Origin of the sequence: Paenibacillus mucilaginosus 3016, assembly GCF_000250655.1 — a bacterium.
Taxonomy (GTDB): domain Bacteria; phylum Bacillota; class Bacilli; order Paenibacillales; family NBRC-103111; genus Paenibacillus_G; species Paenibacillus_G mucilaginosus.
Genome location: NC_016935.1, coordinates 4,798,896 through 4,824,101 on the forward strand (window position 1 = coordinate 4,798,896; position 25,206 = coordinate 4,824,101).

18 protein-coding genes and 1 pseudogene are annotated in these 25,206 nt (G+C 57.7%); 5 read left to right on the forward strand and 14 right to left on the reverse strand.

Annotated features, from left to right (window positions below; genetic code table 11):
• The first annotated feature begins 139 nt into the window (after positions 1 to 139).
• Both PM3016_RS20055 and PM3016_RS20060 read left to right on the forward strand, forming a co-directional pair.
• Positions 140 to 1,012: a pectate lyase family protein gene (locus PM3016_RS20055; protein WP_238540263.1), complete on the forward strand. Its 873-nt coding sequence runs from the start codon at positions 140 to 142 to the stop codon at positions 1,010 to 1,012.
• 225 nt (positions 1,013 to 1,237) lie between these two features.
• Positions 1,238 to 2,680 (forward strand): family 43 glycosylhydrolase, encoded by a 1,443-nt coding sequence (locus PM3016_RS20060; RefSeq protein WP_238540264.1) that lies wholly within the window; start codon positions 1,238 to 1,240, stop codon positions 2,678 to 2,680.
• Positions 2,681 to 2,807: 127 nt separating this feature from the next.
• Here the strand turns inward: PM3016_RS20060 and PM3016_RS20065 are convergent, their stop codons facing one another.
• The 3 genes and pseudogenes from PM3016_RS20065 to PM3016_RS20075 form a co-directional block, all read right to left on the reverse strand.
• Positions 2,808 to 3,803, reverse strand: coding sequence for an oxidoreductase (locus PM3016_RS20065; protein WP_014370708.1), 996 nt, complete (start codon positions 3,801 to 3,803; stop codon positions 2,808 to 2,810).
• A gap of 332 nt (positions 3,804 to 4,135) precedes the next feature.
• The gene (locus PM3016_RS20070) at positions 4,136 to 5,863 is read right to left on the reverse strand and encodes an ABC transporter ATP-binding protein (RefSeq protein WP_014370709.1); all 1,728 of its coding nucleotides are present in this window, start codon (positions 5,861 to 5,863) and stop codon (positions 4,136 to 4,138) included.
• Positions 5,864 to 6,083: 220 nt separating this feature from the next.
• A pseudogene (locus tag PM3016_RS20075) lies at positions 6,084 to 7,300 on the reverse strand (MFS transporter).
• Between the two features lie 152 nt (positions 7,301 to 7,452).
• On the opposite strand from PM3016_RS20075, the gene PM3016_RS20080 reads away from it, so the two are divergent.
• A complete protein-coding gene (locus PM3016_RS20080; RefSeq protein WP_014370711.1) occupies positions 7,453 to 8,343 on the forward strand; it encodes a LysR family transcriptional regulator in 891 nt (296 codons plus the stop codon).
• Between the two features lie 180 nt (positions 8,344 to 8,523).
• Here the strand turns inward: PM3016_RS20080 and PM3016_RS20085 are convergent, their stop codons facing one another.
• A complete protein-coding gene (locus PM3016_RS20085) occupies positions 8,524 to 9,894 on the reverse strand; it encodes a flagellar hook-length control protein FliK (RefSeq protein WP_014370712.1) in 1,371 nt (456 codons plus the stop codon).
• 213 nt (positions 9,895 to 10,107) lie between these two features.
• On the reverse strand, positions 10,108 to 11,412 hold the full coding sequence (locus tag PM3016_RS20090; RefSeq protein ID WP_013918348.1) for a hypothetical protein: 1,305 nt from the start codon (positions 11,410 to 11,412) through the stop codon (positions 10,108 to 10,110).
• A 203-nt stretch (positions 11,413 to 11,615) separates the two neighbouring features.
• Here PM3016_RS20090 and PM3016_RS20095 point away from each other — a divergent pair, with 203 nt between their 5' ends.
• On the forward strand, positions 11,616 to 12,491 hold the full coding sequence (locus PM3016_RS20095) for an alpha/beta fold hydrolase (protein ID WP_013918349.1): 876 nt from the start codon (positions 11,616 to 11,618) through the stop codon (positions 12,489 to 12,491).
• A gap of 21 nt (positions 12,492 to 12,512) precedes the next feature.
• Here PM3016_RS20095 and PM3016_RS20100 read toward each other — a convergent pair whose 3' ends face one another.
• From PM3016_RS20100 to PM3016_RS20115, 4 genes are all read right to left on the reverse strand, one after another.
• A complete protein-coding gene (locus PM3016_RS20100) occupies positions 12,513 to 13,883 on the reverse strand; it encodes an LLM class flavin-dependent oxidoreductase (protein ID WP_014370713.1) in 1,371 nt (456 codons plus the stop codon).
• 21 nt (positions 13,884 to 13,904) lie between these two features.
• A complete protein-coding gene (locus PM3016_RS20105) occupies positions 13,905 to 14,996 on the reverse strand; it encodes an aliphatic sulfonate ABC transporter substrate-binding protein (protein WP_014370714.1) in 1,092 nt (363 codons plus the stop codon).
• Positions 14,997 to 15,020: 24 nt separating this feature from the next.
• The gene (locus PM3016_RS20110; RefSeq protein WP_014370715.1) at positions 15,021 to 15,941 is read right to left on the reverse strand and encodes a TauD/TfdA dioxygenase family protein; all 921 of its coding nucleotides are present in this window, start codon (positions 15,939 to 15,941) and stop codon (positions 15,021 to 15,023) included.
• Between the two features lie 264 nt (positions 15,942 to 16,205).
• Positions 16,206 to 16,793 (reverse strand): TetR/AcrR family transcriptional regulator, encoded by a 588-nt coding sequence (locus PM3016_RS20115; RefSeq protein WP_014370716.1) that lies wholly within the window; start codon positions 16,791 to 16,793, stop codon positions 16,206 to 16,208.
• 320 nt (positions 16,794 to 17,113) lie between these two features.
• Between PM3016_RS20115 and PM3016_RS20120 the strand changes: the two genes are divergently transcribed.
• Complete coding sequence (locus PM3016_RS20120; protein WP_013918355.1) at positions 17,114 to 17,950, forward strand: ABC transporter permease; 837 nt, start codon at positions 17,114 to 17,116, stop codon at positions 17,948 to 17,950.
• Positions 17,951 to 18,015: 65 nt separating this feature from the next.
• Here the strand turns inward: PM3016_RS20120 and PM3016_RS20125 are convergent, their stop codons facing one another.
• The 5 genes from PM3016_RS20125 to PM3016_RS20145 all read right to left on the reverse strand — a co-directional run bounded on the left by PM3016_RS20125 (position 18,016) and on the right by PM3016_RS20145 (position 25,074).
• Complete coding sequence (locus PM3016_RS20125) at positions 18,016 to 19,686, reverse strand: ABC transporter substrate-binding protein (RefSeq protein ID WP_014370717.1); 1,671 nt, start codon at positions 19,684 to 19,686, stop codon at positions 18,016 to 18,018.
• 27 nt (positions 19,687 to 19,713) lie between these two features.
• Complete coding sequence (locus PM3016_RS20130; RefSeq protein ID WP_014370718.1) at positions 19,714 to 20,613, reverse strand: carbohydrate ABC transporter permease; 900 nt, start codon at positions 20,611 to 20,613, stop codon at positions 19,714 to 19,716.
• Positions 20,614 to 20,656: 43 nt separating this feature from the next.
• Positions 20,657 to 21,616: an ABC transporter permease gene (locus PM3016_RS20135; RefSeq protein WP_014370719.1), complete on the reverse strand. Its 960-nt coding sequence runs from the start codon at positions 21,614 to 21,616 to the stop codon at positions 20,657 to 20,659.
• Positions 21,617 to 21,734: 118 nt separating this feature from the next.
• Entirely contained in the window at positions 21,735 to 23,285 is a 1,551-nt protein-coding gene (locus PM3016_RS20140) for a response regulator transcription factor (protein ID WP_014370720.1), read from the reverse strand.
• Positions 23,278 to 25,074, reverse strand: a complete 1,797-nt coding sequence (locus PM3016_RS20145) for a sensor histidine kinase (protein ID WP_014370721.1) — start codon at positions 25,072 to 25,074, stop codon at positions 23,278 to 23,280. Before PM3016_RS20145 ends, PM3016_RS20140 begins: the two co-directional genes overlap by 8 nt.
• Positions 25,075 to 25,206 lie beyond the last annotated feature (132 nt).

The window sequence follows — 25,206 nt, forward strand, 5'->3', positions numbered from 1 at the left end:
TACGGAATCCACTTACGCTTCCGGCACAGGCTACAACCTGACCACCTATCAGAACGCGTACTATAATAATGATTCCGCCACGATCAGCTCGCAGGAGACCGCCCGGGCCGCGGCAGCGACCAAGCAGAAGAATCAGGTGGTGATCAGCGTCGGCTCCAATAAGACGATCATCGGCGAATCCAACACCTCGATCATCAAAGGCGGCAGCCTGTACCTGAAGGGCTCGAACAACGTCATTATCCGGAACATCCAATTCCACGATGCGCTCGACTTCTTCCCGCAGTGGGATCCGTCCGACAGCGGCGGCAACTGGAACGCGGCTTATGACAGCATGACGCTCGACGGCGCAACGAACATCTGGATCGATCACTGCACCTTTGCCGACAAGGTAACGGATACGAACTCCGGCATGATTATGAAGAACTCCTCCACCGGAGAGGTCAAGCCGTTCGTCCGCCACGACGGCCTGCTCGATGCGAAGAACGGTTCCAACTTCATCACGATCTCGTACAACGTCTTCCAGGATCATTACAAGACATCCCTGATCGGCTCCAGCGACAGCACGACCACCGATGACGGCAAGCTGAAGCTGACGTACCACCACAACTACTTCCTGAACTCCAAGCAGAGAAGCCCGCGGGTGCGCTACGGCATGGTTCATGTCTACAACAACTACTATGTCGGCACGGCGGATCAGGTGTACGGCATCGGCTACTCGGCGAAGGTGTATTCGCAGAACAACTACCTCAATGTAAGTGCCGCAACGACGAAGCTCGCCGGCTACTCCGGCAGCGAATCCGTCAAGGGCAAGCTGTATGACACCGGCACGATCTACAAAGCCTACGGCTCTTCCACGGAGCAGTCCATCAACATAGCGACCGCTAACTCCCCTCAGGTGGGAACCGATGTGGGCTGGACGCCGACTTCGTACTATTCGTATACGGCGGATGCGACGGCCAATGTCCCAAGCATTGTATCGACGTATGCCGGAGCCGGCAAGCCGGTACGCTAAGCCTCTAACCAAGAGCAGTACAGCATGCGCTGCCAAAGGCTGTCGCTTACGCGGCGGGGTCCTCCCCTGCTGCGGGGCGGCGGCCTTTGTTCCATCTCCCGAAAAATTTCCACAAAAAGCGAAAACCCGTCCATTTAAAAGCGCTTACAGCTTCGGTATGATGAGTCGGAACAGAGAGACGGCCCTGCCATTCCTGTTCAATTGCCCTTCAGAAAGGAAGATGGAATGATGGTACAGAATGATGGACGCTGGATGAAGCGAACCGCCATATGCATGCTGTTGGCGGCTCTAATGGGGGGTTACGCCGAGGGGGCTTCCGCAGCCGCAGTGCAGTATACGAATCCGCTGGTGGCGCAGCGGGCCGACCCGCAGATCTACAAGCACACGGACGGCTACTATTACTTCACGGCGACGGTGCCGGAGTACGACCGGATCGAGCTGCGGCGGGCCACAACCATCCAGGGGCTGGCGTCTGCTGCCCCGGTGGTCATCTGGCGCAAGCATGCCAGCGGCGAGATGGGTGCGCATATCTGGGCGCCGGAGATTCATTACGTCGGGGGCAAATGGTATGTCTATTTCACGGCCGGCAAGGCGGAAGACAAGTGGGCGATCCGGCAGTACGCTCTCGAGAGCTCCGATGCCAACCCGCTGACCGGAACCTGGACGGAAAAAGGCAAGGTCGTCATGAACTGGGACTCCTTCACGCTCGACGGCACGACCTTCGAGCATAACGGCAGCCGTTATTTCGTGTGGGCGCAGAAGGACCCCGCGATTGCCGGCAACTCGAATATCTATATCGCCAAGATGAGCTCGCCAACCACCATCACGGGGACGCAGGTCCTGATCGCCAAACCGGATTATACGTGGGAAAAGCAGGGCGGCGTATGGGTCAATGAAGGACCGGCCGTTATCAAGAAGAACGGGAAGATCTTCATCACTTACTCCGCGAGCGCCACCGATGCGAACTACTGCCTGGGCCTGCTCACCGCCTCCGACACCAGCAATCTCCTTGATCCGAAGTCATGGGTGAAGTCCGCCCAGCCGGTATTTACGAGCAGTGACGCCACCGGACAGTACGGGCCGGGTCACAACTCGTTCACGGTATCCGAGGACGGCAAGAGCGACATTCTCGTCTACCACGACCGCAGCTACAAGGACATCTCGGGGGACCCGCTGAACGACCCGAACCGCCGGACGCGGGTGCAGAAGCTCTACTGGAACACGGACGGCACGCCGAACTTCGGGATTCCGGTTCCCGACGGCCTCACCCCGGTCCGCTTCCTGTCGTATAACTTCCCGTCGTACAGCATCCGGCATTGGGAATACCGGGCGAAGCTCGAGCCGAATGTGACGAAGCTGGCGGACTCGCAGTTCCGCGTTGTTACGGGTCTGGCCGGCAGCGGTACGGTGTCGCTCGAGTCGACAAACTTCCCGGGCTACTACCTGCGGAGCAGGAATGGGGAAGTCTGGGTGGAGAAGAACGACGGGACGGCGCTCTTCAAGCAGGAAGCCACCTTCTACCCGCGTGCGGGCCTGGCCGGCACCGGGCAGTCTTACGAATCGTATGCGGCACCCGGCCGGTATCTGCGCCACTACAACTACCTGATGTACGTGCAGCCGGTGTCCACCGCGACGGACAAGGCGGACGCCACGTTCCAACAAGACTAGCACGGGCACTCTCCCGTCCCCACAATAGAGAGAGGGCTTCTATCCTGTAGAGGCCCTCCCTTCTCCCTTTCCCACTAATGGTATCGCTGCAGCGATGGGCTGCTTCCATGCCATGCCGAAACACTCCTCAGCCGATCAGCGTCTGCGCAAAATCGGGGTCATCCAGAAAAGGCCTTCCGACGGCGACGGCATCCGCCAGACCGTCCGCGATAATCCGGTCCGCGAAAGGACGCGTATAAATTTTGCCGACGGCGATGACGGGCACATGAAGATGCTGCTTGATCGCGGCCGCATCCGGCACCTGGTAGCCCGGATGGACATCCGGCGGCTGGACGGGAAGCAGTCCTCCCGAGGATACGTCCACCCCGTCGAGCAGTCCCTCCGTCTCCAGCGGTTTCAGCATCAGCGCGACCTCCTGCGGAGTCAAGCCGCCTTCGGTGTAATCGGTCGAGGAGACCCGGACGATCAGCGGATACCCCCTGCCCGTTTCGGAACGGATGGCGGCCAGCGTGTCGCGCAGGAACCGTGACCTGCCTTCCCGCGATCCGCCGTAGGCATCGGTGCGGCGGTTGGAGAGCGGCGAGAGGAACTGGTGGATCAGGAAGCCGTGGGCCGCATGCACCTCAATCCCGTCGAAGCCTGCCGCGATGCTGCGTCTGGCGGCCAGCCGGTAATCCTCCAGAAGTGCTTCAATCTCGGCGGCCGTCAGCTCCGAGGGCACGCCGTACGTGTCGTCATAGGCCATGGCGCTCGGCGCCACGAGCTTCCTCGTTACCTCCGGCGCAGATTTCCTGCCTCCATGGGACAGCTGCACGAAGATCGGCGTATGCGCGGCATGCACTGCATCGGTAACCCGCTTCAGCGCTTCGGCATGCCGGTCCGTGAAGATGCCGATGTCGTTCGGCACCAGTCTGCCGTTATCGGAGACGGCCGTCGATTCCACGATCATCATGCCGAGCTCTCCGGCTCTCCTCGAATAATGCTGGGTGTGATGCTCCGTCGCATAACCTTCCGGCGAGCCTTGGTACTGCTGCATCGGGGCAAGGATCAGCCGGTTGCGAAGCTCGAGACTGCCGACTGTGATCGGGCTGTTCAGGGTGAGGGCGGTTTGCGCGGTTAACATAAGATTCACTCCTTGAATGGGGATTTGAATATCATTTTATCGGGTTGAAGGAATAGTTTACATGCGATAATCAAGAAAGAAGGTGCTGTAAAACTTAATAATCACGGAAAATCAAGCCTATTAATTTTATTTTTTAAGGTGAAGCTATCCATCGAACGCGCGTACCCCAAGCGGGCATAAAAAAATACCGCATGGGCTGCGGTACTTTTTTTATTACATTCCCTCTTTCCCTCATTTCCTCTTTCCCTCATTCCCTCGCCAGCTTCCGTCAGCCCTCCCTCCGGCCCCATACTGCGACCCGGAGAAGGTGCAGGCTTCCTGGCCGCCGCTTGTCAGCTGAACTGCAGGTCGTGCAGCTTCGCATACACCCCGCCGTTGTCCAGAAGCTCGCGGTGCGTCCCTTCTTCCGCAATGCCCTGTTCGGTGAGAACGAGAATGCGGTCCGCGCTGCGGATCGTCGACAGCCTGTGGGCGATGACGAAGGTGGTCCGGTGCTCGGCCAGCCGCTCCAGGCTCAGCTGCACCGCCCTTTCGCTCTCGTTATCCAGGGCGGAAGTGGCTTCATCCAGAATGAGAATGGAGGGATTCTTCAGGAACAGGCGGGCGATCGCGATCCGCTGTCTCTGGCCGCCCGAGAGCCTGATCCCCCGCTGGCCGACCTTCGTTTCGTACCCTTCCGGCATCACGGCGATGAAGTCATGCGCATTCGCGAGACGGGCGGCCTCCAGGACTTCTTCCTCGGAGGCTCCGGGCCTGCCGTAGAGAATGTTCTCGCGGATCGTGCCCGCGAACAGGTACACCTCCTGCTGCACCATCCCGATGGAGCTGCGCAGTGACTGCAGGGTGACGCTCCTGATGTCCGTGCCGTCGATCCGGATCTCTCCCTCTGCGGCTTCATAGAAGCGGGGAAGGAGATGGCACAGGGTCGTCTTGCCGGCGCCGGAAGGACCGACCAGCGCGATCGTCTCTCCCGGCTGCACCGTCAGATTCAGACCCCGGAAGACGGGCTCGCTGTCCCCGTCATAGCGGAAACCGACGCCGCGGAATTCAACTCTGCCCTGGACACATTCCAGAGGCCGGGCGTTCGGGGCATCCCGGATGCCCGGCCCAACGGCCAGCAGCTCCAGGAAGCGTTCGAACCCCGCCGCGCCATTCTGCAGATTCTGCGTGAAGTTCACAAGCCGCTTCACCGGGTCCGTGATGGTGCCGATGTACAGCAGGAATGTGAGGAGCTCGGTCAGGAGCAGCCGTTCATAGCTGATCAAGAGAGCCCCTGCGGCTACGACGGCCACGGTCAGCATCGTCATGAAGGAGGTCAGTCCGTTGTAGAACAGTGCTTCCGCCCGGTAGCTTCTCGCCCGACTCTCCAGGAACAACCGGTTCCCCGCTTCGAACTTGGCGCTCTCCATCTCCTCGGCGGTGAAAGCCTGAGCCACCCGGACGCCGGCCAGGCTGTCTTCCAGCTGCGCATTGATCTCCCCAATCCGCTCGCTGTTCTCTTTGAGGGCATCTTTGACCTTCAAGCTGTACCGGTAAGCGTAAGCGAACATGAACGGCAGGATGAGCAGGATCGTCAGCGCAAGCGTTCCGTTGATGCTCCACAGAATGGCAACCGAGCCGAGGATCCGCACGAAGGAGATGACGGCGTCCTCCGGCCCATGGTGAGCCAGCTCCGAGATGTTGAATAAGTCATGAGTGGTACGGGACATCAGCTGCCCCGTAGGTGTCCGGTCATGATAGGCAAAAGAGAGCCGCTGCACATGCCGGAACAGATCGCTGCGCATATTGGCCTCCATGCGGGCGCCCATCAGATGCCCGGCATAGTCCGTGTAATAATTCGCCGCGTACTCCACGGCCATCAGCAGCAGGAAGGCTCCCATCAGCTGGAACAGAAGATCCACCGCTATGCCTTCATCCCGGATTGCGCTGCTGGTCATTCTCCCGATCAGCACCGGGTAAGCCAGTGCACAGGCGGAAGCCAGCGCCGCGCAGGCCAGATCGGTGAACAGTACCTTTTTATAAGGCTTGTAGTAAGCCAGGAATGTCTTCAGTTTCGTCAAACGAATCCCTCCACAGGCGGTTCATGTCGGCGAGCCTGGCGTTCATGCCAAGGCAGGGGCTGTGGGTCATGGTCAGACGATTCTTCGTTCTCATTCGAATCACTCCCGTACGTTTTTTATCAGCGTAGCATCAGGCACGGCCGAAGGCCAAAGGAAAGGTTGGTTGAAACGATTTTTTATCATAAGGACTATGCCAAAAAGGAGGGATAAGTTCCCCCCTTTATTTGGCCGCAGGATGGCGGACCGGCACAGCGTCGGCCGGAGCCGCTTTGAACAGAAGGCCTGTCAGCAGCAGTGCCGTAAGCAGGAATCCCGCAGTCATGCCTACGACCCCGCCCCATCCCAGTGAGGACCAGAAGGCGCCGGCGGTTGTTCCTCCGATGCTCGAACCGGCATAGTAGAAGAACAGATAAAGCGAAGAGGCTTGGGCCCTGTCACGGCGGGCCCTCCTTCCGACCCAGGCGCTTGCGATGGAATGGCTGCCGAAGAACCCGAAGGTCACGACAGGCAGTCCCGCCAGCTTCAGACCCAGGCGGGGCTCGAGCGTCAAGGCGGCTCCAACCAGCGTGATGATCAGCGAGAGCGCCAATACCTTGTGACTCCCGTACTTCCGGGCCAGCTTCGCCATCCATACCGAGCTGAACATGCCGACCAGGAACACAAGGAAGATCCATCCTACAAGCGTCGGACTAAGAGAGTACGGCGGGGCGGCCAGGACATATCCCATATAATTGAACACGGCGGTGTTGCTTCCAAGGACCAGAAACCCGATCCCGTACAGGAGCAGCAGTCCGGGGTCCCGCAGATGACCCATCAGGGAAGAGAACAATCTGGCGGGCTCCGGCGGACGGGGGTGAAAATGCGCCGATTTCGGCAGACTCCGGATAAAGATCAGGCTCGCGATCAGGCTGATGAGACTGACGGTGCCGATCGCCACATGCCAGTTGAACAGCTCCGTGAGCAGGGAGGAGATCATACGGCCCCCCAGCCCCCAAGGGAATTGCCGCTGATATAGAGCCCCATGGCGATCCCCAGACTGCGCGGATCCATCTCCTCCCCCAGATAAGCCATCGCTATCGATGGCAGCCCGCCCAGGGCGAAGCCCAGAAGCATACGGTACACCAGCAGCGATTCGTAAGTCGGACTGAACGCCGTCAGCATGGATAAGACGGAAGCGGCCAGTACGGATGCGGTCATGACGGGCTTGCGGCCCCACACTTCTGACAAGGAACTGCAGAGGAGCATGCTGAATCCCAGGGTTACGGTCGTCAAGGAGAGGGACAGGCTCGCCATGGCAGGCGTGAGGTGGAATTCCCGGGTGAATTCCGGCATCAGCGGCTGCGTGCTGTACAGGATGGCGAACGTGTTGAAGCCGGCCGCGAAAAAGGCCAGATTGGTTTGGCGAAATGCGGGTGTGCCCTGCCGGATGGACCCCATGATGGATGAAACCTCCTCGATTCACTTCGGATGAATCTCATCCTACCATCGACAATTCATGATGTATAATTTATTATTGGTATGAATTTGATGCATAGAAGTAATGTATTGTGCATCATGAACAGGAATCCCGTTTCTGGAGGAGAATCATCATGGAGTGGCAGCAGCTCGAATACTTTCAGACCCTCGCCCGGATGCAGCATGTGACGCGGGCGGCCGAGGCCTTGTCCCTCTCCCAGCCGGCCCTCAGCCGTTCGATCGCCCGCCTGGAGGAGGAGCTGGGCGTCCCGCTCTTTGACCGCCAGGGCCGCACGATTGTCCTGAACCGTTACGGACGGCTGTTCCTGAACCGGACCGACCGTATTCTGGCCGAATACAAGCTCGCCAAGCAGGAGCTCTCCGATCTCATCGATCCGGACTCCGGTGAAGTCGCGCTCGGCTTCCTGCATACGCTGAGCACCGGTATCATCCCCGATCTGATCGGCGGCTTCCGGGCCGGGTTCCCGGCCGTCCGCTTTCAGCTCATCCAGAATCACAGCTATTCCCTGCTCGAGCATCTGCATGCCGGTGAGCTGGATATTTGCCTGATTTCCCAGCCGTCGGAGACCCGCTTTCCGATCCGCTGGACTCCGCTGTGGAGCGAGGAGATCCTCGTTGTGCTCCCGCTGGGGCATCCGCTGGCCGGAGCCGGGAGCATCCAACTGCAGGAGATCGCGGATGAACCGTTCATTTTCTTGAAGAAGGGGTATGCCCTGAGGGAATTGACCGACAGATTATTCGAGCAGGCGGGCATCCATCCGCGGATTACGTTCGAGGGCGAAGAAAGCGCCACGGCAGCCGGACTCGTCGCCGCGGGGCTTGGCATTTCGCTGCTCCCCCGTGCAGGACTGGACCACAGCGGAGTGGCCTGCGTCCGGCTTGCCGGGCCGCCATGCGAACGGACGGTCGGCTTCGCCGAGCTGGAGGGGCGGTTTCTGCCGCCCGCGGCCGAGCGCTTCAAGGCGTATGTACTGGGCTATTTTGGCAGACTGGGATCGCCCTGAAGCGTACAACCTGTATTCGTGCCGCCGTTTGGGCGAAACTCCATACGGCGCAGCATATCCTTCTGTTGATACATACGGTGAGCTATAATTGTCTGAAATTCAAAAAAGCCGCCATACGGCGGCTTCCTGTCAGCCTATTCTCATTTTCCTGCTGCGCGGCCTTCTTACAAACGGGTACGATCAGGCAATAAAGTCGATCCAGCCATTGCCGGTGCGCGCCGGTCTCTCCTGCTTCTCCACCGGCGTTCCTTCGCCGCCGGTTTCCTCGCCTAAAGCTGCGATCCGGGAGGAAGCGGCTTTCTGGCTCTGTTTGGACTGCGGCTGCCTTCCCTGGTCCCTCTCCTGGAACATGCCGGATTGGAAGCCCTGAGCGTTCGCGCTCTGGGTCACTTCAAGCTTCTCGACCTGGATGCCCTGGCTCTGCAGGGAGTGGCGGAGCTGAGCCAGCTGACTCTCCAGCATTTCTTTGCCCAAGGCGCTGTCCGCGGCGAATTGGGCGATCAGCTGGCCGTTCTGCATCATAAGCTTCACTTCCACATGGCCCAGGTGCTGCGGATACAGCGACAGCTTGGCTTCGGTCATTCCGCCGGCTCCGCTGTTCAGGAGGAAGGAAGTGGACACGAACTGCGTCATGTCCTCCGCGAAGGTCTCAGCCGGCACCTGCAGCACAGGCATCTTGCCTGCGTATTGTCCGGATTGGATCTGCTTCATGAGATCCGGAACGGTTACCGCGGGCTGGACGGGAGTCTGAGCCACGGCGGCTTCGCCGTCCAGCGGAACAAACAGCGGTTCATCCGCCAGCTCCGCGGTGTTTCCACCGGCCGTTGAGGCCGTCTGCGCCGCGTGAACCGCAGAGAGCTGGCCCAGCTTATGCAGCGCACTTACCGGCATGCTGCCTTCCTTGGGGGATGCCGGCTCGGAGATTACGGCTTCCCCGTTCAGCTTCTGCAGCAGCTGTGCGATGTCCGCCCCAGGCTTGGACTCCGCTGCTCGGCCCGCTGCAGAGGCAAGCTGCTCCAATGCGGTCTTCAGCTTCGGATCCCCGGTCTGCCTCAGGGCCTCCTGCAGCTCCTGCAGCAGGCGGGCTGCTTCAGCCGCATCCACCGCTTGAAGAGCAGAAGCATCTGCAGCGGCGGCGGAGGTTCCTGCGTTGTCCGGAGCGGCCAGCGGAATGAAGAGCGCTTCCGCTGCCCCGCCTGCGGTTTCAGCAGGAGCCTCTGCCTCCTCGGCCGCCGCGAGAAGCGCAGCCAGCTGCCCCAGCAGGGCTTGTACGTCCGGATCGGCCAGCAGAGCCTGAACCTCTTCGGGATTCCCATCCTCCACGAATGTCTCGAGTGCCTCGATCCGGTCTTCAGCGGCTGCGGGCTTCGATGAGGTGTCAGTTGGCTTGAGCTTGGTCTCGCCAGCCTTCACCGCCCCACTGGAAGAAGCCTCCTGCTTTCGGCCCATTTCCTCTATTACGGTTTTGCCCGTCTCGCCGAGCTTTTGTTTGAAGGCGGTGGAAAACCCATCCCGCCCCCTGCCGGCCCGTTTCGCGGAGCGGTCCGACAAGGGCGAGCCTCCTTGAAATAAGTCTCTCATCGATGCGGCGGAAGCTCTGACTTCCATGGGTTCCTTCACCTTCCTGATTATTTTTGAGTCTGCATATTCTTCTGTCTGCTTACCACTGCTGCTTCTGAGCTCTAGTAATGTAACATCATCGTGGCAGGTCCATCAATCCCATATGTTTTCCTGCACTGACATTGTAAACGCCCTCTCTTCACCTCAGAGCTCGGTCACCACCTTGCCGCTCAGCGCGTCGACCAGGAGCGGACAGTCCACCATATGCATGAACCGGTACCCCTTCCGGTTTCGGTCCCAGACGTAATATGGCTTGCAGGTTAAGGCCTCTACGATATTCCGGAAGGCTTCCTCCTTCTCTATCACCTCCGGTGGACGGGGCGGCAGCTCGGCAGGCTCGATCGCATCGACGAATGTATAGTTCTCCCCATCGACAACCACTTTGGTCCGCCCGAGTCCGACCTCATAGCCGGCCTCCCGGCGCTCGATGACCGCCATCAGCATTCCATTGCTTCGCAGCACCCGGGAGATCATCCACTGCCCCGACCCGCCCGGCCACCGTCTTCCGGCCCATTCCCGGACCGTTTCATAGGTGCGCTCAATCTCCTCCGGCCGGATCGGCACCGTATCCGGATGCTTCTCCTCCCAATCGATAAGGACTTCCCGGCTTTCCCGGCTGGTGATGAAGCGGTTGATGAACACGCCCACCTTCTCCGGTGTGACCGCCGCTTCGGCGAACCGCCGTTCCTCCTCCGGACTCCACAAGATCGGTCTGTTCAAAGGCGGCTGTCCAAACAGCTTGAGATTCCATTCATAGGCCATCGTTTCGCCGGTCAACCCGTCCAGGAATGTCTCCCCCACGCCATAGAGCCAGTGCCGCTCCCTAGGTTTGCCCGACATCTCAGGCATGTAGACCAGGCTGAAAGCATCGTAAGCAATCTGTCGAAGCAGGGAAGCATCCGGCGCTGGGCGGGGCTTGTCCAGTAGGGGGATGTCAGTGCCTGTATGCCGGCCGTAATCCCCATAGGAGATCAGCCGTCCATCCGCACCGATGCGGATTTCCAGATGTATGCCCGGGAAGAAGCGGACGCCGGCTTCGACCTGCCGGAACCTGAATCGAATACCGTCCTCTTCGGGCGTCTCGGAGATGGGCTCCAGCCGGCCGTCTTCCTCCCGGAGTCCCGTCAGCCGGTCGATCCATTCCACGGCTATGCGCCGCGAGTCGTGATTCGCTGTGCCGGACGGTTCCTCCCGACGGACATGACAGAAGCGAAGCCGCCGCGTGCGCGCATCCAGCGTTACCGTTACTGTGCCTGCCGGGTTCCTGTCTTCATCCTCCCAGTCGGCAGCGGCTTCCGGGAACCACTCCAGCTCGATCCGGTATTCCGTCTCCTGTACGGCGGATTCCTCCTGCCGGATCAGATGGCGCTTGCGGATATACCCCTGCAGCTCCAGCGTTTCCTCCCATTCCCGCCATAGGGAGTCCATGTCGATTCTCTCCACTGCCATAAATACGCCCTCCTTGGATATGTAAATTTATTCCACATCGTTACAGACGTCAAAGGGTGGAGAATGTTACATTCGGGCGGAGGTATCATGGTGCCCGGTTGATTTTGCGAAGAATGGAAAAGATAACAAGGTTCTGAATTACTGACGAATTACTGACGGATTTACTGAAGGATTTACTGACGGAAGACGAAAGGATGGTCATCATGCCGGAAGCAGACATCAATGGAACCCGCATGTACTACCGGTCCGAAGGCAGGGGCATTCCCCTCATTTTCATCCACCCGCCCGTGCTGGACTCCACCAACTTTACTTATCAGCTCGAGCAGCTGTCGGATACGTACCGGATCATCACTTTCGATATGAGGGGTCACGGGAGAAGCGCCTATTCCCCGCGAAAACTGACGTATGCGCTGATCGCCGATGACATCTGTGCGCTGATGGATGAGCTCGGCCTCCGCAAGGCTTATATTGCCGGCTATTCTACCGGCGGCACGATTGCGCTCGAAGCCCTCCTCACCTACCCCGACCGCTTCTATGGCGGCATCCTGCTCAGCGGCTTGTCCGAAGCGAGCACTTTCGTGCTGACGAGCGAGATCCGTGCGGCGATCCGGCTGAGCCGCCTCCGGGCCCAGCGGCTGCTGACCTCGGCGGTCTGTGCAGCCAATGCGGACTCGCTTCAGACCTTCAAGCGTCTGTACAGCACGGCGATTCAAGGGGATATCCGCAATCAGTATCAATATTACCGGGAGAGTCTTATCTATAACTGCACTCGGCGGCTTAATGATATTCAAGCCCCGGTGCTGCTGCTGTACGGCAAGCAGGACAAAGCGCTCTTTCCCTATGCCCGCATGCTCCGCGAGCATCTGCCCAACGCCACCATGCAGTTCATCCCCGGTGTGCGCCATCATCTCCCCACCAAGGCTCCGGGGAAGATCCATGAGGCCATGCGGCTGTGGGTCCGTCTGGTCCATCCGAAGGAAGCCCAGCCGGAGAACGAAGCTGCGAAGCTGCCGGATCTCCCGGTGGACGAGTCTGTTTCTTCAGAAGCGGAACGCCACTCTTCGCAAGCATTGCACTGAAAATAATAAAAACAAGGCTGCCTATCGGCCGGCAGCCTTGTTCTCCGTGTTACTCCTGCGTACTGCGGGGTGGACCGGCCTGCTCAGACCGAGCCGGTCACGCAGCGTCTTGCCTTCATATTCCGTCCGGAACAGCCCTCTGCGCTGAAGCTCCGGCACGACCAGCTCGACGAAGTCATCGAGCCCTCCGGGAAAATAGGGCGGCATGATATTGAACCCGTCCGCTGCACCGCCGGTGAACCACGACTCCAGCTCATCGGCGATCTCCGCCGGAGTCCCGGTCACCTCCAGATGCCCGCGTCCTCCGGCAATCCGCTGGTACAGCCGGCGGATCGTCATCCCCTCCCCGGCGAGCTCCCTCACGAGCTGCGTGCGGCTGCGGCCGCCGTTCATCTCCTCGGCCCGGGGCAGCTCGGGCAGGGGTCCGTCGACGTCGCAGCCGGTCAGGTCCACGCCGAGCAGCGCCGACAGCAGCGTCACCCCCGCTTCCTGCGGGACCAGCGACTCAAGCAGTGCCCGCTTCTCCTGCGCCTCCTCCCGCGTCCGTCCGATCACCGGGAAGACCCCCGGCATGATCAGGAGGGAGTCCGGCGAGCGGCCGTACTTCGCCAGCCTTCCCTTCACCTCCGCATAGAAGCGCTGCGCTTCCGGAAGCGCCGGCCACGCGGTGAAGATGACTTCCGCGGTCCGTGCGGCCAGCTCCCGTCCCGGCTCCGACGAGCCGGCCTGCACGATGACCGGATGGCCCTGCACCGGACGCGACACGTTCAGCGGGCCCTTCACCGAGAACCACGCGCCTTGATGATTCGGCGGATGCGCTTTGGCCCGGTCGGCATACCGCGCGTTCTCCTTATCGTACAGGAAGGCGTCGTCCTCCCAGCTGTCCCACAGACCGGTGACCACCTTCACGAACTCCCCGGCCCGTTCATAACGCAGCTCGTGCTGCAGATGGCTCTGGCCGCCGAAATTCAGCGCCTCCTCGTCATACTTGGAGGTGACCACGTTCCAGGCGGCACGGCCGCCGCTCAGGTGGTCGAGCGAAGCGAATTTGCGCGCCACATGGAACGGCTCGTTGTACGTCGTGGAAGCCGTGGCGGCAAGGCCGATATGCTCGGTCACCGCGGCGAGGGCCGACAGCAGCGTGAGCGGCTCCGGCCGGGCCGAGACGATCTGCTCGATCGCCGCGGGGAACCGGTTCGAGACGGAATAGCTGTCCGCGAGGAAGATCATGTCGAAGCGGCCCCGCTCCGCCGTTTGGGCAAGCCGGCGGTACAGCCCCAGATCCATAACGGATGAGGCCTCCGCTTCCGGATGCCGCCATGCCGCAATGTGATGGCCGGGAATCAGGAAGAAGGCGCCCAGCTTCATTTGACGCATACCAGATGATTTCATAAGCGCGGGTCCTCCCTTTTATTATCGTAATGCCTGTTCCACATAGGTGTTGTTGACCGCGTCCTTGAACGTGACCGGCTTCTTCAGAAACCGGTTCGCAAGCAGAATATCCGCCGTGGCCTGCTGGGCCTCCAGCGCTTTCGGGGTATATGCCGACAGCCGGGTGGAGCTGCGCTGCAGCACGGTCGTCAGGATGTCCGCCGGCAGCTTGGTGTGCTTCGAATAGATCTGGGCGGCCTCCGCCAGGTTGGCATTCTGCCAGTCGAGCGCCTGCTTGAAGAGCTTCAGGTACTCGGCTACCAGCTCCGGATGCTGCTTGGCAAATTCGTTATGGACGATCATCGAGACCGGGGCATAAATATCCGTCTTGACCTCCAGAGCCTTGGCTTTCTTCTGCTGCACATTCACGGTGACATAAGGATCGATGGTCACCCAGGCGTCGAGCTTGCCGGCCTCGAAGGCGGCCTGCGCGTCCTCGAACTGCAGGTTGATCAGCTTGACGTCCTCCTGTGTCAGGCCGCTTGCCTGCAGCGCCTTGATCAGATATACATGCGAGGTCGTGCCCTTCGCCAGTCCGATCGTCCGGCCCTTCAGCTCCGGGATGGAGCCGATCCCGCTCGCAGACGGCACAAGAATGGAGTTGAGCTGCCTTCCTTCGCTTAGAAGGCCGATGACCTCGAAGGGCAGCTGGTTCGATATGCCGGTGATCGCCGCCCCGTCCCCGAGGAAGGACAGGTCGACCCTGCCGGAGACGACCGCCTCAAGCAGCGGCGGACCGCTGGTGAACTGGCTCCATACGACATCGGCCTGCAGCTTGCTGAACCCTTCCTCGAGCCAGCCCTTCTCCTTGGCGAGAAGGAGCGGGTTCAGGCTGCCGTTGAGCGCCACCCTCACCTGCAGCCGGGCGCCGGGCTGCTCCTGAGGCTTGGCTGCTGCCGTGGAGGCGGCCGTAGGCTGAGCGCCTTGCGCGGACGGCTCTTTGGAGCTTCCGCAGGCCGCGGTCACCATCGCCAGCGCAAGGAGGAGCGGGGGCAGGGTACGCAGTTTGTTGTTTGAATTTACCGTGGTATTTCCTGTGGTACTTAACTTGATTTTGAACTTGGTTTTGACCATGATGCTTTCCGACAGCCCCTCTCCTCAGTACGGCCGGTCCCCTGCAATGGAGATCCGTTCCGCTGTGCGGCGGTTCGGGAAATAGTCCGAGACCGCATAATGCTGCGTCGCCCGGTTATCCCAGAAGGCGACTGAGTTCGGCTCCCAGCGGAAGCGAACCTGATACTCCGGCACATGCGCCTGCCGGAACAGGTAGGCGAGGAGCTTCTCGCTTTCCTCCGCCTCCATGCCGGCGATCCGGATGGTGAACGCGGCGTTGACGAAGAGGGTTTTCCGCCCGGTCTCCGGGTGGGTGCGAACGACGGGATGCTCCGCTGCCGGGAATTCCGCCTGCTTGGCAGCAAGCTTTTCCCCGTTCAGGAAGCGGGAGAAGGTCGGGGTAAAGTCATGGATCGCGGTCAAGCCGTCGATCTGCCTCTTCACCTCGTCAGGCAGGTTGTCGTAAGCGGCGGCCATATCGGCCCAGAGCGTATCGCCGCCGAGCGGCGGCACTTCGGAGAGCCGGAGCACGGAGCCGAGAGCCGGCTCGAGCCGCCAGGTGACATCGGTATGCCACACATTCTCATTGCCTGTCATGTTCGCATTCTTCTCGAAGCGGGTGACCTCCTCGGAGCTGCCCCGGGGCAGGAACGGATGCTTCTCGAGCGCGCCCCACTGCTTGGCGAACTGCAGCTGCTGTTCGCTGGTGATCGACTGGCTGCGGAAGAACAGGACCTTCCACTCCAGGAAGGCGCGGTGCAGCTCCGCCTTCAGTTCCGGCGTGAGGGGTTCGCTAAGATCGATGCCGGTAATTTCGGCACCGATGATCGGGCCGAGCGGTTGGAGTCCGAATAAGGTATAGGGAAGTTCCTGAACTCCCTCCGGCAGCCGTCGCAGGATGCGGGCACCGGCCTTGAGGTCTCTTGCGGGAACATAACTTCGGGATTCGTATGCAGTGGAACTCATTGGGTTCGCCTCCAAAATCATTAATCGAATGAGGATAATCGGATTAACGGGAATAAAAAAACTGCACGACACAGGGTCCAGGCCGGGGGCCCGAATCTCTGGTCGTCCAGTCGATTCCGAGTACGGTAATGGCTTTGGCTGCTTTAGCGGAAAGCCAATGAACAAAATGACTTCGAAGTCACTCTGTGGTGTGACCAAATCTTAACAGGGGTCAAAGCGTGCTGTCAATCCTCTTTTTTCCTCAGCCCTGCCTTCTCAAGCAATTCAGGGGCCGATCATCTGCAGCAGCAGGTCGATCGTCGTCTCGTCCGCCGGCGGATGTCCCCGCATCTCCAGGAGCATCAGGTTCTGGATCAGCGTCCCGAACAAGGAAGCCAGCTGTACGGGATCGCCCTGCATGACCGTGCCGTCTCGCTGCCCCTCCTCGATCAGTGTCATGAGCAGCCCCCGGTTCACTCCCGCCCGCTCGCGGATAACCTGCTTCTCTTCGTCATTCAGCTGGTCCGTGAACAGCGCCTGGAGCAGAACCAGGTAAATATCCGCACTCCGTTCCTTCGGCAGCGCCATCCGGGCGACGCAGCGGAACTTGTCCGCCGCCGTTCCCTCCATCCCGATCGCTGTGCGCAGGATCGCCCCGTAGCGAAGCTGTCCCAGCTCGATGACGGCCAGCAGAATCTCTTCTTTGGACTTGAAATAATTATAGACATGACCATGGCTCAGGCCCGCTTCGGCAGCAATGTCGCTGATCTTGGACAGCATTCCCTGACGGGCAAACAGACGGGCGGCCGCATCGAGGATCTGTCTGCGGCGCTCTTCGCGGAGCTGCTGGTCGCGCTCTGGATTACGCGGCATGGCTGAACAACCTCCTGCAAGTTCAATGAATCCGACCTCACCAGTGTAACAGAGCGGAAGATGCGGCACCACCGCCGCATGAGCCATGCCGGAATAGCGCGGCAGGGATGGCGAAGGAATCGGCCGGCAGGATTGACAGGTCAGGATGACGGGTGCTAAGATAGGCCACAACATGACTATATAGTCAGTTTGTGTGTCGGAATCGACTGGACGAACCGGAGATTCGGCAGGCGTGTTTTTCGCGCTGCCGGTCTCTTTTTTTATGCGGAGGCACCGGAAGTCCAGGACGCATCTTCTGAAGACGAAAGGAACGTGAACCGATGGCATCCCCCATCAGCATGACCAAGAAAATCACAGCGCGGGCCGAGCACCGGACAGAATACCGGCGCTCCAGCTCGCAGTGGCGTCTGTTCGTACGAGGAGCTGTGCTGCCCGTCTTCATTCTCGTGGTGTGGCAGCTGCTCAGCTCGGCCGGACTGATCTCCGGGCAGATGTTCTCTTCCCCTTCGCTGATCCTGAAGCAGTACGCGGAGCTGATCCGCACGGGCGAGCTTCTTCACCACCTGCGCATCAGTATGGTCCGCGCCTCCCTCGGCTTTGTGCTCGGCGGCGGCTGCGGACTCCTGCTCGGACTGTTCGTCGGCATGTACCGCTCTGTCGAGGAAACGGTGAATCCGAGCGTGCAGATGCTGCGCACGGTGCCCCTGCTGGCGCTCACTCCCCTGTTCATCATGTGGTTCGGCTTCGGGGAGCTCTCGAAGGTGCTGCTCATCTCGCTCGGCGCGTTCTTCCCCCTCTACGTCAATACGTTCCTCGGCATCCGCAATGTGGATGCCAAGCTGTTCGACGTAGGCCGGGTTCTGGAGTTCAGCCGGTTCGACCAGATGACCAAGCTCGTGCTTCCGGCCGCTCTGCCGAACATCCTGCTCGGCGTCCGGCTCTCGCTCAGCATCGCCTGGCTCTGCCTGGTAACCGCCGAGCTGCTCGGCTCCGACACCGGCGTCGGCTTTATGATCCAGGATGCGCGCGCCTTCATGCAGACGGATGTCGTCTTCGTCGGCATCACCCTCTTTGCCCTTGTCGGCAAGCTCTCGGATTCCGTCGTACGCTATTTGGAGGGCCGGATGCTGCGCTGGCAGGACAGCTACAAGGGATAGGCGCGTGGGTAAATAAAAAAGGCAAAGCCCTAAAACTACGGGCCTGCCTCATCGCTGCCTAATCCTTAATCATTAAACAATTCAATACGATCATGGAGCAATTGCTCAAACTGACTCTCCAGCTTATGAACACCGGCCGCCTCCAGCTCCTTCTGGTAGGAAGCCCAAAGGTCCTCAAAGTTTGCGGTCTTGGACATAATGATCTCCGGAATCCGCTTTCTTGTCACCTGGGTCAGTTTCTGCAGAATGAGTCCGCCGTCCGAATCCTGCGGAATGTTAATCTGCCAAGCTGCGCCCCAAGGTTTTACCGGGAACTCTGATACTTTCGGATACAGATCCATCCACATCTTGGCTCCGTACTTGCCAAGAACCTCCTTCTCCACTGCTGTGTACGAATCAATAATCTGCTGCTGGCTCTTCATGGAATAGGTCTGGCCGGTTGGATCTTTGACACCGTCACCGTACTGAGGGAACGGATAGCCGTAAACCCCAATACCTGTTTTCTTGCCATACTGTGGATCTTTGTTCCGCTTCTCCATCTCGTCGGCCGGAATGACGCGTTTGCCGTCTATCACCTGATAATGTACCCCTTCTACGCCCCAGCTGTTTAGGATCTGGGCCTCATCGGAGCAGAGCCAGTCCAGGAACTGAATGGCACGCACGGGGTCCTTGGCACTCTTCGATATCCCTACGCCCGTTCCTCCGGAATAACCGGGACTTTGGAAGTTCCGGTTTTTGAACTTGTCATTCAATACTACCGGGTACATCCCATACATTTTATCTTCTTTCCCGGCTTGGCGAAGCGCTTGCTCCGGCTCCGAGTACTGCCATTTGGAATCAATGATGCCCAGAACACGGCCGGAGGCGATCTTTGCCTTATACTGATCGTATTTTTGGACGAAGCTTTCCGGATCGATCAGCCCGGTGTTCCACATGTGGTTCAGCCATTTGAAATACTCTTTCTCTTCAGGGCGGGTCAGATGATACACGGGCTTCTTGGTATTGTCGTCTATGTACCATTCCCCATCGTCGGAGCCCCCGGTGGCAAATAAGGCCGGATTGGTCACCGATTGGGCGATCCGCCAATCATCCGCGAGAAGAGACAGCCCCAAAGTAGGCTGCCCGTCAATAGTCGGGTGCTTCTCCATGTAGGTCTTGATGGCGTCTTCGTAATCCTGCACCGTCTTGATCTGCGGGTAGCCCAGCTCTTTCACGACCTGATGCTGAAGCTGAAATCCGTCTCTCGGCTCCCACTGCTGCTCGTTGACGCCAAAGCTGCCCAGGAAGTAGATCGACTGGTCATCCTTGCTCCACCGGAGCCGTTTGAGATTATCACCGTAGAGCTTTTTGATGTTCGGCCCATATTGGTCTATGAGCGGAGCCAAGTCGACTAAGCCCCCGGCATCCACCAGGATGTTCACATTGTTGTTGGCGAAGATCAGGTCGGGGTACTCGTTGCTTGCGGCCATGAGGGACAGCTTCTGCTTGGGGTCTCCAACCGGGTAGTCCACCTTCAGGGTAACACCCGTTTTTTCCTTAATCTTTTGGCCCACCGGGCTCTGCATTTCTTCCCATTGCGTATTCAGTGTGGCGCTGAAGAATGTCAGGGTGACCGGCGGCTTGCTGTCGCCGGCAGCACTCCCGGACGGCGCCTCCGACGGACGTTCCGAACACCCGGTCGCCATAGTTAGAACGGCGGCCATCGATAATGCGACAGCCTTGGTTGTCTTTCTCATATGTAATCCTCCTGAATGAATCATTAGTCAGCTTTTTACAGCACCAAGCGTCAAGCCTTTAACAAAATACTTTTGCAAGAACGGATAGACAATCAGAATAGGCAGCGTGGCCGTGATCGTGATCGCCGCCCGGATCGATTCCGGTGAAACCTGTGCGGATACGGAGGGGTCGCCCGTACGGGACAAATCGCCGCTTGTACCCGCCTGTGTATTGGACAAGATTTTCATCAACTCATACTGCAGTGTGGTCAGTTCGGCGGTTCCGCTGTTGTACAGGAACGTATCGAACCAGGAATTCCACTGTCCTACCGCAATAAACAGTGCGATCGTGGCCAGAACGGGCTTACAGAGCGGAAGGATAATTTTGAAGAAAATCGTAAGATCATTAGCCCCGTCCAGCTTCGCGGACTCCTGCAGAGAGATCGGAAGCCCATCCATATAGGATCGGATGACAAATACGTTCCATGCATTGACGAGTCCGGGCAGAATGTAAACCCAGAAGGTATTCATCAGATGCAGTTCACGCATCAGCATGTAACCCGGGATTAAGCCGCCGGAGAAGTATAAGGTTAAAACAAAGATTAAGGAAATCGGCTTTCGGGCTATGAAATCCTTACGGCTCAGCACGTAGGCAATCATCGAAGCACTGAGGATCCCCAAAACCGTTCCGATGACCGTACGGAGAACCGAGTTCTTGAAGGCCGTAAGCAGGTTGCTGTACATGAAGATTTGCTTGTAATTTTCCCAGGTAAACTCCCTTGGCAGCAGGTAGATGGATCCCCGCACGGAGTCGACGGCGTCGTTAAGAGAAATGGCCAGCATATTCAGAAATGGATATACGGTCACAATCCCTACCGTAATCATGAAGAGATACAAAAAGAGATCAAACAGCCTGTCCGCCAGTTTTGCTTTCCATACCAGGTTCAAGTGACCTGTCACCTCCTATATATTGTTAAAATGCCTCATGGAACTAGATGACGCTTTCGTTAGTCCACCGCTTAAAGATCCGGTTAGAGATGAGCAGCAGCGTGATGGCGACAAAGGAATTAAAGATCCCGATGGCTGTGCCGTACGAATACCGCCCCAGGTTAATGCCATAATTCAGCACGTAGAGATCCAGCACCTGGGAATAATCCTGTACTAAGGCATTGCCAAGGAGAAACTGCTTCTCGAATCCGATGGAGGTCAGCCAGCCGATGGACAGAATCAGCATCACCATGAGCGTCGAACGGATTCCCGGCAGGGTAATATGCCAGATGCGGCGGAATCGGCCGGCGCCGTCGACTTTGGCCGCTTCATATAATTCAGGGTCAATCCCGGCAATGGCAGCCAGGAAGATAATCGAGTTCCAGCCCATCTCCTTCCACAAGTCCGACAGCGTGACAATAGCCCAGAACCATTTGCCCTGTGACATAAACTGAATCGGCTGGTCGATGATATGCAGACTCACAAGAACTTCGTTCACAATGCCCCCGTCCGAAGACAGCATCTTCGTGATGATCCCGGCGGCGACCACCCAGGAAACGAAGTGCGGCAGATAGGACACGGTCTGCATCACCCGTTTGAATAACATCCAGCGGAGTTCGTTCAGCAGAATGGCGAACAGGATCGGGACGGTATATCCGGCGATCAAGCCCATGAAACTCATCGCCAGCGTATTGCGCAGCACGAGATAAAACATGGGGTCCTGAAACAGCATCACGAAGTTATCGAATCCTACCCACTCCTGCTCGCTGAACGAACGGCCCGGCTTGAATTTTTGAAAGGCCATGGTCCAGCCCCATAAAGGTAGATAGTTAAAGACCAGCAGCCAGACCACGAAAGGCAAAGACATCAGAAACAGATAACGTTGTTCGAATACGATGCGAAACTTTGATTTCTTATTCGAAAAAGCTGATCTTGCAGGTTGTAAAGACTTTGCGGTTTCCATTCAAATGTATTCCTCCCCGATTAGTGAATCCCCTTACATCCATCACTATACGGGAAAAATAACGACTTCAATACCCTCGTGATCTGACATCCTTCATGTAAAAATGTGATGTTCCCGCTCAGTCTGCTTTGTATCTCCATTTGTCGGCATAAGCGGAAGGCGTTTCGCCCGTATACTCTTTGAATTTGATGTGAAAATAGTCAACGGAGGCATAGCCTACGGCGTCCGCCGTTTCATATACCTTCGCCCCGGCTGCCAGCTTTTGCTTGGCTTTCTCGATCCGTACGCGGTGAAGGTACGTGTTAAATGGATCTCCTGTTTGAGATTTGAACAATTTTCCCAGATAGGAGCGGTTATAATGAAACAGCTCAGCCAGCGTTTCCAGCTTCAAATCAGACGAATAGTGCTGGGCAATGTAATGAAGAATATTCATAAAATTCGCAGGTTTGCGCTCCTTGCTCCAGCGATCCACAAGTGGAAGCAGCTGCTCCTCCATATACTCCCGAACCGCAGCAAGTGTGGGTTGATTTTCTATCCCTTCAATCACCTCGTGGAGCAGCGGACACACCGATTGGATGCCCTCATCGACTCCCTTCAGGTTTTTGACCAATTCGTTATAGAGGGCGGCAAAGCTTGCCTTCACTCGCTTTTCATTCCATTCCCCTTTGAGCATAACCGATTCGGCTTCCTTTAACCGGACGCTTATCGCTTCGGTGTCCCCGGAGGCAATCGCTTTGGCCGTTTCGTCTGCACAGATTTCGATCCGGAATGAAGCGGGGTCCACATCCAAGCAGGGGGCATCGTCCCGCGGCACGATCAACCGGCCCGACCTTGCACAAAAAAACTTGCGCCCTATCTCGTCATACGCCTTATGGAAAGATTGGGAAATTTGCTCCAAGTTGAATACCCGGGGGCCGATAGCGTAAACAAGTTCGAGTCCAAGCTGGTCGTCCCCATCAAGGAAGCACGGATTCCACAGGCTCTCCCCATCCAGAGCTTCCGCAAGAATACCGACAACCCGCTGATAAGAAAAAACGGCTGCTCTGTCATCTGGGGAGCAGCTGCCTAACAGACGCGAGAGGATCCACTCCCTTTCGCTCATCTCCAATTCCCTGCGTTCGTCGTCGATCAGAAGCAGCTGGTATGAAGACCAGGGAAGTTTCAATCCGGCAGCCAGCAAGCCGTACTCCTCTTCGGACATCTCGTGTTCCGACCCCATCCGAAAAAGCGAGTGAAGCTTCCGCTCCATCAGCAGCCGGATGCTCTCATCCTGCCTCTCCCGCTCCTTCTTTCTCATCTCCCATTCCTTCCGGAGCATGCCGACCCTCTTGACGAGATCCTCCTGTTCGACCGGCTTCAGCAGGTAGCTTCGGACACCAAACTCCGTCGCCTTCTGCGCGTAGCTGAACTCGGAATAGCCGCTGAGTACGATAAAATCACACACCAAGCCCATCGCCCGGGCTTCTTCGATGACCTCGAGTCCGTCCAGCCCAGGCATCTTGACATCTATGATAACGAGATCTGGTGCAAGCTCCCCGCATAGCCGGAGGCCGTCGATGCCATTGTCGGCCTCTCCGCATAATCGGATGTCATATCGCTCCCAATCAATGATGCTGCGCAAGCCTTGCCGGATGATCGGCTCGTCGTCAATAATCAACAGTTTATACATGGTCTTCCCCTCCGATGGGGATACGGATGCGGATCACCGTTCCCTTGTTCTCTTCACTTGCCACTTCCAAGCCGTAGGGAGCCCCGTACTGAAGCCTCAGCCGTTGATGAACATTGATGAGTCCGATCCGCTGGCCTGATTCCTCGAACGGCTCCTCCAGCGTTCTGGCGATGTCCTCTACGCGTTCAGCCCGCATGCCGATTCCGTTATCCCTTACTTCGATGTTCAAGCATGATTCTTCCCGCACAATCTTGATTTGAACGACGCCCCGGCCCATCTTTTTCTCGATTCCGTGAACAATCGCGTTCTCGACGATCGGCTGCAGCACCATGGGCAGGATGATCATCCCCTCTGTCTCTTCCTGATCCGGCAGCAGAAACGTCAGCTTATCGCCAAACCGGAAATGCTGGATTTCCAAATACATCCTTACGATATCCATCTCGCTGGCGAGAGAAATTTCCTCCTGGCCGATCTCCAGATTATGACGGAGCAGACGGCCAAGCGACTTCACGATATTGGCAATGTCCTCTTCGCCCTGAACATGAGCTTTCATGCGAACCGTTTCCAGCACATTAAACAGGAAGTGAGGGTTGACTTGATTGGCGAGCATCTTGAACTTCATTTCCTTCTCTCTCAGCTCCAGCTCATGCCGCTGCTGCACGGCTTCATTAACCTGGAGCACCAAGTTTTCAATGCTTTTTACCATGTAATTAAAGTGCAGGGACAGCTGTCCGATTTCATCCTTGCCCTGGATCACAGACCGCAAAGTAAAATCGCCTGATGCCACTTCACGTATATCCTTGATCAGGGTGCCGATCCGGCTGCTGAGCGCTCCGGAGAAATAAAGGATGAGAAAAACCGCGAGCACCAGACTGCATGCCATGATGGAATAGGCAATGATGCTGACCTGATTGGCTTCCAGCAGGATCGTATCCAGAGGAACAATGCTTACCACGCGCAGGGCGTTGTCACTGTTTTCCAAGGTGATCGGTTGAACGATCATTTTCACCGGTTTTCCATCGTAAACCGTATCTTTTACTACCGTTCGTCCGTCCCCTGCCACCTCCTGCGACTGGCCTTGGAAGACCTTCCCAAGCAGTGATGGGTCCTTGGAAGCCACCACTTCATTCTCTTCCGTCAGGATCAACGTCTCATAAGGCTCTTGAGAAATGATGGAGTTTAATTTCTGCGAATGGATCGCAATGACTAATATGCCGCTGAACTTCATGTCACTCCGGAAGATTTGGCGAACGAGGGAAAAATGCTTTTCATTTGCCTTGGTCGGGTCCGGAACCAGCGTCCATACCACCCGTCCCCTGTTCTTCATCACCTGCTGAACCCATGCAGCGGACCGCACTTCTTCGTTAAGGATAAAAAACGACCAGTTCTCGAGCAGCGTCTGATTCTCCGTATAGAAGCGTATTCCGCTGATTTCCTTATAAAGCTCCATGTATTTGGTAAATTCATCATATTCGCTGTAGGCCTGATAAACTTCCAATCCATCCTCATACTGCTTATCGGCAATCGCTATCAATTTGTTGTCAAAATAGAAGTTGAACGACACATTCAATGCCAGCTTTAACGTCTCTTCGACCTGCTTCTTGATCTTTTCCGCGTTGTTCAGTGACTGCTCGACGGCATGTTCCACCGACTGCTCTTTTAACGACTGGGTAAGCAGCATTCCAACCGTCAGCACGGGAAGGAACACCACAAGCAGGTAGCTCAGTGTTAATTTTTTCCGGATTTCGATGTTATTGATAATCGTAGTAATCATGCGGTACACCGGCATCGCCTCTCTTTGTTTGCCTTTCTATATAAAGTCATCAGCGTCCACCTAGTATACAGGAACGATCGAAGCATTTTAATGGAGTAATGTAGTACCTATGCGTTAAACTGTGCTTCCGCCATGTACATAGACGGC